This is a genomic window from Salegentibacter salinarum (assembly GCF_900168115.1).
Classification (GTDB): domain Bacteria; phylum Bacteroidota; class Bacteroidia; order Flavobacteriales; family Flavobacteriaceae; genus Salegentibacter; species Salegentibacter salinarum.
Genome location: NZ_FUZC01000008.1, coordinates 198,946 through 206,372, shown reverse-complemented (window position 1 = coordinate 206,372; position 7,427 = coordinate 198,946). Strand labels below are relative to the sequence as shown.

General features: G+C 34.8%; 7 protein-coding genes and 1 pseudogene. 3 read left to right on the top strand and 5 right to left on the bottom strand.

Translation table 11 applies throughout. The features are described 5' to 3' along the window. Positions 1-357 precede the first annotated feature (357 nt). The 5 genes and pseudogenes from B5X53_RS11655 to xerA form a co-directional block, all read right to left on the bottom strand. Positions 358-978, bottom strand: a complete 621-nt coding sequence (locus B5X53_RS11655; protein ID WP_079713394.1) for a hypothetical protein — start codon at positions 976-978, stop codon at positions 358-360. A 158-nt stretch (positions 979-1,136) separates the two neighbouring features. Beyond that, on the bottom strand, positions 1,137-1,514 hold the full coding sequence (locus B5X53_RS11650) for a hypothetical protein (protein ID WP_079713393.1): 378 nt from the start codon (positions 1,512-1,514) through the stop codon (positions 1,137-1,139). 134 nt (positions 1,515-1,648) lie between these two features. Continuing rightward, on the bottom strand, positions 1,649-2,359 hold the full coding sequence (locus B5X53_RS11645; RefSeq protein WP_079713392.1) for a DUF6624 domain-containing protein: 711 nt from the start codon (positions 2,357-2,359) through the stop codon (positions 1,649-1,651). A 164-nt stretch (positions 2,360-2,523) separates the two neighbouring features. Further along, the gene (locus B5X53_RS11640) at positions 2,524-3,144 is read right to left on the bottom strand and encodes a hypothetical protein (RefSeq protein WP_079713391.1); all 621 of its coding nucleotides are present in this window, start codon (positions 3,142-3,144) and stop codon (positions 2,524-2,526) included. 63 nt (positions 3,145-3,207) lie between these two features. After that, positions 3,208-4,331: pseudogene (gene xerA, locus B5X53_RS11635) on the bottom strand (site-specific tyrosine recombinase/integron integrase). Positions 4,332-4,428: 97 nt separating this feature from the next. Here xerA and B5X53_RS11630 point away from each other — a divergent pair. The 3 genes from B5X53_RS11630 (at position 4,429) to mobB (ending at position 7,419) form a co-directional block, all read left to right on the top strand. Continuing rightward, positions 4,429-4,821: a hypothetical protein gene (locus B5X53_RS11630; RefSeq protein ID WP_079713390.1), complete on the top strand. Its 393-nt coding sequence runs from the start codon at positions 4,429-4,431 to the stop codon at positions 4,819-4,821. Between the two features lie 1,179 nt (positions 4,822-6,000). Further along, on the top strand, positions 6,001-6,375 hold the full coding sequence (locus B5X53_RS11625) for a BfmA/BtgA family mobilization protein (RefSeq protein WP_079713389.1): 375 nt from the start codon (positions 6,001-6,003) through the stop codon (positions 6,373-6,375). Positions 6,376-6,381: 6 nt separating this feature from the next. Then, positions 6,382-7,419 carry a MobB family relaxase gene (mobB, locus tag B5X53_RS11620; protein ID WP_079713388.1) on the top strand — a complete coding sequence of 346 codons (1,038 nt, stop codon included), beginning with the start codon at positions 6,382-6,384 and terminating at the stop codon, positions 7,417-7,419. The last annotated feature ends 8 nt before the right edge of the window (positions 7,420-7,427 follow it).

The window sequence follows — 7,427 nt, the reverse complement described above, 5'->3', positions numbered from 1 at the left end:
AAATAGGAGTTGTTGCATAAAAAACAAAAAATAATACTAACCAGCTCAAAACCAATTTCAGCCTGTATCACAAAACAGTGTACGTGGCCAATTAAGGATCACATTTTTTAGCTAGTGGACAGGTTTTATAATCAAAATCATAATGATGCTGGTGGCTTCGCCAGGGCGAGGACCACATATAGGATGCGGAGCAGGTTATAAGTATTGAAATATTGACAAGTAAGCAAGGGCTGAAAAGACTTGCCAACATTTCAACACTCCAAAAACATCATCAAAATGAAATAATTAGAAAATAAAATATTAAATTTGAGAGAAGGACTTATTGCTTTTCATAGGATATATTGTTGTGCAAAGTTTTTATTCACAGTCTACTGCTTTTAAGCTAAAGGTTCCATCTTCATTTTTTGCCATTTCGTACCCTTTATCCAACATTGGTTGGAAATCAGACCGCCCCTTTAAATGCCAAAGTAAGTATCCGAAATCACATTTTTTAATTCTGTCTTTGCTTTTTTCGTATTCTGCAATTTCAATCAGTTCTTTAGAAAATCTAGATGGCGAGTGAATTAGTAAGATAAGTGGATTGAAATCAATTGAATCTTTTGAAAATTTCTTTAACCTTTGAGCGGAAGGAAAACCGTACTTTTGCGTTATTTCAATCATACGTTCTGTATGGATTTGATCCATAGGATTAATATAGGTGTTCCAAATTTTGTTTTTTAAAGAATCAGAATTTACAGGAGTGAAATTACTTCGATTGTCCCTCATTTCTTTACTTAAACTTTCGATGCTGTCAGTTATATTTTTATCAAAAGTCTGAAAATGTAAGTATTCCCGAGTTGCTTGATCATAGTGATACATAAATTTTATTTCTTCAACTATACCTGCTATATCCTTTTCCAGTAATTCGTCTTTATTAGACTGGCTATAGAAATTAAGGCTTGTTAACGTAAATACTGTAATCAGTAAGATTTTATTCATAGTTCTTATTAATTTAAATTTTGCACAACGTCTCGTATAAAAACTGTGCGAGCTGGCGAGCTTGATTGTCCGCAGGACAATCAAGCGTAGCAAGCGAGCACGGAGTTTCGATTTGAGACAGGCTTAAGCATTGTTTTTATATGTTGTTAGCATACGTTTTACCATCCGCCAGAGTAGCCGGCTTCGTCTATCTCAGTCCGATATTCCATTTCAAAAGTGTTATTTTGCATCCGAATATTTGTCCCTCCCTGGATATTTATTCCTCTCCCCGATGATCCGACTATCTGCTTGTAATAATTCTCGACTTCGTCACGAAATTGTCCGTAGTTGATCTTTTTTCCTAACTCTTTTGGAGCCTCTACTTCAATCGGATCCTCATCAAATGAGAAACTTTCCCCGTAGGGTTGTCGGACATTGCATTCATAGTCTACTCCATCCACTTCATAGAAGATCCGGGAAATCATATGTTCATTGTCGCTCCCATAATCTTGAGAATCCTGAATGCATTTTTTAAAGAGTAATTGAATTTTTTTCATAGTTGGTTGGTTTTAATGTATGCTAACGTCTCGTATAAAAACTGTGCGAGCTGGCGAGCTTGATTGTCCGCAGGACAATCAGGCGTTGCAAGCGAGCACGGACTTTCGATTCAAGACTGATTTGAGCATTGTTTTTATATGTTGTTACCCGCAGGCATCTCAGAGACTTTATATAATTTTGGTTCGGTTATACCTTTTTTAATATATCTTTTTTTATTCATCTCAAAATGCATCTCTGACATTCTGTTCAAGTAAATTTCAAGTGGCTCAAGACCAAGAGACTTTCGCCTCTGGTTCACGTTTGCGCTGTCTGCTAATTTTCTTGGATATGCTTGTCCAGTGACGGTATCGTAAGCTACCTGTGTACCATATATCTGCTTTTCTCCAGTGTTTAACTTTACGCGGTCCACTAAAAGTCCGAAACTACTAGGTTCTGCATTTTCCTTTTTTACTTCTATTTCCATTTTCTCTAAAGCCTCATTTTGAAAGTCTGGATTATGATCTGAATGTTGGACTATCAACCAGAAGTTTCTCGACCCCTCTTTCCCAGCCAGGTCGTACCCAATAAAACCATATTTATCTAGCATTTTCTCAGCTCGTTTCTGATGATGTCTGAAAATACTATCTTTATATGCCTCCCACTCTTCTTGTGAAAGCTGTGAATATTTTTCAGGTGGAAAAGCATTTGATGCCGCCAATTGGTCAATTTGAGCCATTTCTTGTAGTTCCTGCACCAATCCTTGATTGAATTGTACCTTTTTTTCAGATTCTTTTTGGTCCGACACTCTCTCCTTGCATCCCATCATTAGAAGTCCAAGAATTAGCATTTGAAAAGTTTTTCTCATCGTATTTTTTTGCTTGCGGGTAACGTCTCGTATAAAAACTGTGCGAGCTGGCCGGCGTGATTGTCCGCAGGACAATCCGCTAAGCAATCGAGCAGAATGTGTGGATTTGAGACTGAATTGAGCATTGTTTTTATATAATGTTGCCAACAGTTTTATTATTCCTACTAGAGTACTTCGTAGGGTTCAAAATGAATTTCGTAGTTATATTTTAAAATTTTGTATGATTGATGAATTTGTTCGAATTCTCCAATTATTATACTTAATACATTTTTTGTCATTGAAATTGGAAGTTTATTGTCTACGTTGAGATTTAAGATAATTGGAAAATCAGAGCTTTTTCCGGTTCTGTACTTATATTCACCGTTATTAATTTCATTCAAGACTTTGTGTAAATCTGAAATATGAATTTTCTTTTTAGTTGCGAGATCTCTAATTATTGAATCGTTTTCAATGAATATAAAACTACTTGCTCCTTTGCAACTCTTAAGTTTTGCTTTTTTACAATCTGAACACCCAACAAAGTTATATTGGGACTTATCTAATGAAAAAGTCAGACCTGGAATTTTATTATCACAATTCATTTCATCTATAGTAATGCTTAAATCTGAAAAATTTGATAGGGAATCAATATTGATAACTTCAAAATTATCCTTGCCTTGAAAAGCAATATAGTCAGATGAATAATAATCCGAAATAGGCGTATTGTCAGTTGTTTTCTGCTTAGGCTTATTACAGCTACACAGAAAAATTAAAGTCAGCAAAATGAAAGTGAGAGTGTTTTTCATAATTGTTGGCAACGTACGTATAAATGTAGTATTACATTTATATCTTTTATGTCTTTACTTCAGCTAATCTAGCGGATTTTTGATCTTTAAAAAAATATTAGTGGCCACGTGCGTGTATATTTCGGTAGTCTTGGTGCTTCTATGTCCCAGGAGTACCTGAATATACCGTAAATCGGTTCCACTCTCTAACAAGTGGGTGGCAAAGGAATGTCGTAACATATGAGGTGTCACTCTCTTCTTAATCTTCGCTTTCTCTGCAGCATTCTTTACTATACTCGAAACACTTCGGGACTATAAGCTTTCCTACCCGGGCCTTCAAACAAAAAATTAGTCGGTCGCCATTCTTTATAGTATTTTCGTAGGTCACCAAGTAGTTTTTCGCTTAGGATTGTAAACCTATCTTTATTCCCCTTGCCCGATCTTACCTTAATTACCATTCTCTTACTATCTATATCGTCCAATTTTAAATTTAAGAGCTCAATTCTTCTTAAACCGGCCGAATAAAGCAAACCTACTATACATCGGTGCTTAATATTATTAGTATGCTCAATAATAGCCATTATTTCCTCTTTAGCCAGTACTTTCGGCAATTGCTCTATAGGTCTTGGACGTTCTATGGAATAAAATCTATTGGGCATTTCCAGTACCACTTCATAATAAAATTTAATAGCATTAATGGCCTGGTTAATATAAGAATGAGAGAAATCCTCTCGTATCAACTTTTGAAGGTACAATCTTATATCTTCTTCATTCAAATCCTTTATCTCCCTATCACTGTAATGATTTATGAAAGTTTCGAAACAAGAAACATAGGTTTTGATCGTGCTATTGGCATACCGCTTTAATTCTAACTTTCTAAGGTAGCTTCCAGGGCAATATCGCTTTCCACTTACCTCTTCCCTATTTTGCAGCTGTTGAATGTTTACAGGCTCTTCCTCACGACCAAAACTTGCATTAGAATAAAAATGACTGCAATTGATCCAGGCAACCCCTCGGAAGGTCTTAAATATAAGCTCCAGGTTCTCGGGTGTGTTTAAAATATAATTCATGCGGAACTTCTCACTCCATTGTACATCGGGTAAATCATTTACCAGAGCCTGCACTACTTTATCGGTAAAGAATTTTAATCCTATACATTTTTTCTTATCAATGATTAAATTCTTTAATGTAATATATTTCCTATCCATATGGCCTGCACATTTATTGCTATATAAATGTAAACAGACTTAAACCCTAAAACGTTTATTATCCGTATATTATACGACTAAAACGGCTTTTGAAATTATGGAAACTGTAAAATATTGCCTGGCCTGTAATAAAAAATTGGAAGGCCGTCCAGATAAAAAGTTTTGCGATCCCTATTGCAAAAGTGCCTGGCATTATCAAAAAACGAAAGAAGGCGCTGCCGGATTTTATGCAAAAGTAGACCGTCAATTAAAAACTAATCGAAGAATTTTAAAAAGCTTCAACAAAGCAGGGAAAGCCACGGTTAGAGCTGACATTTTAAAACAACACGGTTTCGATCCTAATTTCTTTACTCATTATTGGAAAAACAGTAAAAAGGAAGTTTACCTTTTTGTATACGAATTTGGCTTTCTAACCCGGTATGAAAACGGAAAAAAGAAATATATTCTTGTAACCTGGCAAGCTTATATGGAAAAAAGCAAAATTCTATAAACCTGTCCAATACCAATAAGTGTTTATAAAGGAGTTATTAAACCTATTTTCAAATTTTAACTCTAAAATAACCATAAAAAACACGGCTTCGCCCCCGTCAATCACATTAATGATCCAAATCAGCAATGAGTTGTCTGTTTTAATATACCCTCGTAAAATTGTTATAAATTTCCACCGGGCTTATTTTATTCTTTCTGAAAAATTTCAGAAAAATGAAACCATAACTCTTAAATAGAGTCCGATTTAGGTTTCGGTAAAAAAACTTTTAATTGTTATTGTGTAGGGACTCCAAATTTAAAAATTATCAGGTTCCGGGTTAATTTTCCCGCCTATACTTATTAACAATAAATTAAGAATAAATATAGGAATTAAATAATTGTTGTATTTAAATGTACAATCCATTACCCCATTCAGCACATTAGTCTTTCGTACCTCTAGGCTAAAGAGCTTCATTCACAAATACCGGACACAAGTGAAAAAACGTTACCTCACATTTCGCTTATTCCGCACAAATGGCGAAAACGCTGCATTCCTGGTTCTGATTTTTCGCTTAAGTCCTCATTTTAAATTTCATAATTAATGTAATTCCACTTCCTGCTCCTTCCCTACTCTTGCATTTACTATTTGAAGTACTCCGAACCTTCACTACCACTACCTTTTTCTGTAATACAAAATTCCAAGATTTATAAATTAGCCCCGACTGCATAAAACCGATACCTGCGCTCCCTTTTTATAAGTTTTCAATTTCTAAATCTTGAAAGTTTAATAGCATGAAAAAAGGTAATAGTGGATCATTAGAATGTTTTAAAACGGATTATAAACTTCTGATTGTTATTCATTTTAAATAATTCTCAATGCTTCTTCCAATTCCCTACACTTAACTTTAAAAATTTTCTTTTTTAATCTTAAAGAATAGGATTCAGTTTCTCACTTATTAAAGAACTATTAAATTCTATTTAATAGTCGAAATTTTTGTCCCTGCGGGACGAAAAGGTAAAGCGAAAAGGTAAAGCAAGAGGGTAACGGGCAGAACCCCGTTAAGAATCACCTTTTTAAACACAAATAACTGTTTACCAGTTATTTAAATAATTTTATTCAAGGGTCAAAATTAAAATGAAGTTGCTTTATTACTAAAAACCTTTGAAACCCATTGAGAAATGGCAGAAAATTTACTAAAAAATGGATGAAGAATATAAAAAAGAGAAGTTCGAGACTCTTAAGATCAAGACTTCCGTAGCTAAAAAATTTAGACGGTTCAGCCGGTCTTTATCTAAATCTCAATCAATGACACTATTATCGATGGTTGATTTTTTTGAAATGAATAGTATTTCTCCAAATGAAATGATGGGTCCAAAAATGGAGACTCTGGAAAACCTTATCAAAAAAAGAATAAATGCAGTAATCGCAATTTTGAAGGATATGGAGAAGAATAAAGTAAACCCCACTTTAGGCATTTTGGAAGCACTAATGGAAGCTGCTGATTCCAAAAATAACTACGAAAATCGCAAAAGAGATTATGAGCAAGACGATACACATCCCGATTTTTATAAATAATTAATTATGTATATCACCATCACACCACAGAAATTAGGCGCAAATTATTCTCAAAGTGCTGCAGATTATGTTGATTATCTAGAAAAAGAAAATCAGATTCCGGGTATAGAAGAAAGGGATCAGGAGCTTTTCTTTAATCAGGAAGAAGATGAAATTTCTCCGGAAGAGGTTGTAAAGGAAATAGATGCCAATACCGCTAAACTGGAAAAGAATGAACCGAAATTTTACTCCATAACAGTAAACCCTTCGCAATATGAATTGAAAAAACTACAAAACAGTTCTGAAGCTTTAAAGCAATACACCAGGGCAATTATGAAAGATTATGCCTCCAGTTTCAATCGCGAGATTAATAGCAGACCAATTAATGTAAACGATATTAAATATTTCGCAAAAATCGAACATCATAGAGCATTCAAAGGAACTGACTTTCAGGTAAAGGAGAACCAACCTTATGCTTCCAAAATATTGCAGCTGAAAAATGAGGTTCGAAAGATCGAACATGGCGAGTTGGAGGGGGATATTAAAGCCATAGAACTGCAGATCCTTAAACTGGAAAGGGAAGCTCCCCACCAGCAAAACGGCCAGCGTATTGTCCAGGGAATGCTTAAAGACGGAAATCAGAATCACATCCATATTATAATAAGCCGAAAGGATATTTCCAATTCCCATAGTCTATCTCCTGGGAGCAAGTACAAATCATCTGAAGTTCTAATGAATGGTAAATTGGTAAAAAGAGGATTTAACAGGGATGATTTTTTCCAAAAAGCAGAAAAGACATTTGATAAGCAATTTCAGTATCAACGTAATTTTGTAGAAACTTACCGGGCGAGGAAAGATTTTGTAAAGAGCCCGAAAACATATTTTTCCGCTATTATGGGATTGCCCGCATCTGAAAAAGCCCTGGCAATAAAAATACTAAGGGAAACAGGAATCCCCTTGCCGCCTGTAATTCCTCTTTCTAAAGCCCAGCTAAGCGTGAAACTGATAAAAACAATTCAAAAAAGCATCCTAACAGCTTCAAGATCTGCATCAATAGGGATTTAAACGAAAAG

Coding starts and splice junctions, on each gene's coding strand:
- B5X53_RS11655 (WP_079713394.1), bottom strand. CDS start 978: ATGAATAAAATCTTACTGATTACAGTATTTACGTTAACAAGCCTTAAT.
- B5X53_RS11650 (WP_079713393.1), bottom strand. CDS start 1,514: ATGAAAAAAATTCAATTACTCTTTAAAAAATGCATTCAGGATTCTCAA.
- B5X53_RS11645 (WP_079713392.1), bottom strand. CDS start 2,359: ATGAGAAAAACTTTTCAAATGCTAATTCTTGGACTTCTAATGATGGGA.
- B5X53_RS11640 (WP_079713391.1), bottom strand. CDS start 3,144: ATGAAAAACACTCTCACTTTCATTTTGCTGACTTTAATTTTTCTGTGT.
- B5X53_RS11630 (WP_079713390.1), top strand. CDS start 4,429: ATGGAAACTGTAAAATATTGCCTGGCCTGTAATAAAAAATTGGAAGGC.
- B5X53_RS11625 (WP_079713389.1), top strand. CDS start 6,001: ATGGATGAAGAATATAAAAAAGAGAAGTTCGAGACTCTTAAGATCAAG.
- mobB (WP_079713388.1), top strand. CDS start 6,382: ATGTATATCACCATCACACCACAGAAATTAGGCGCAAATTATTCTCAA.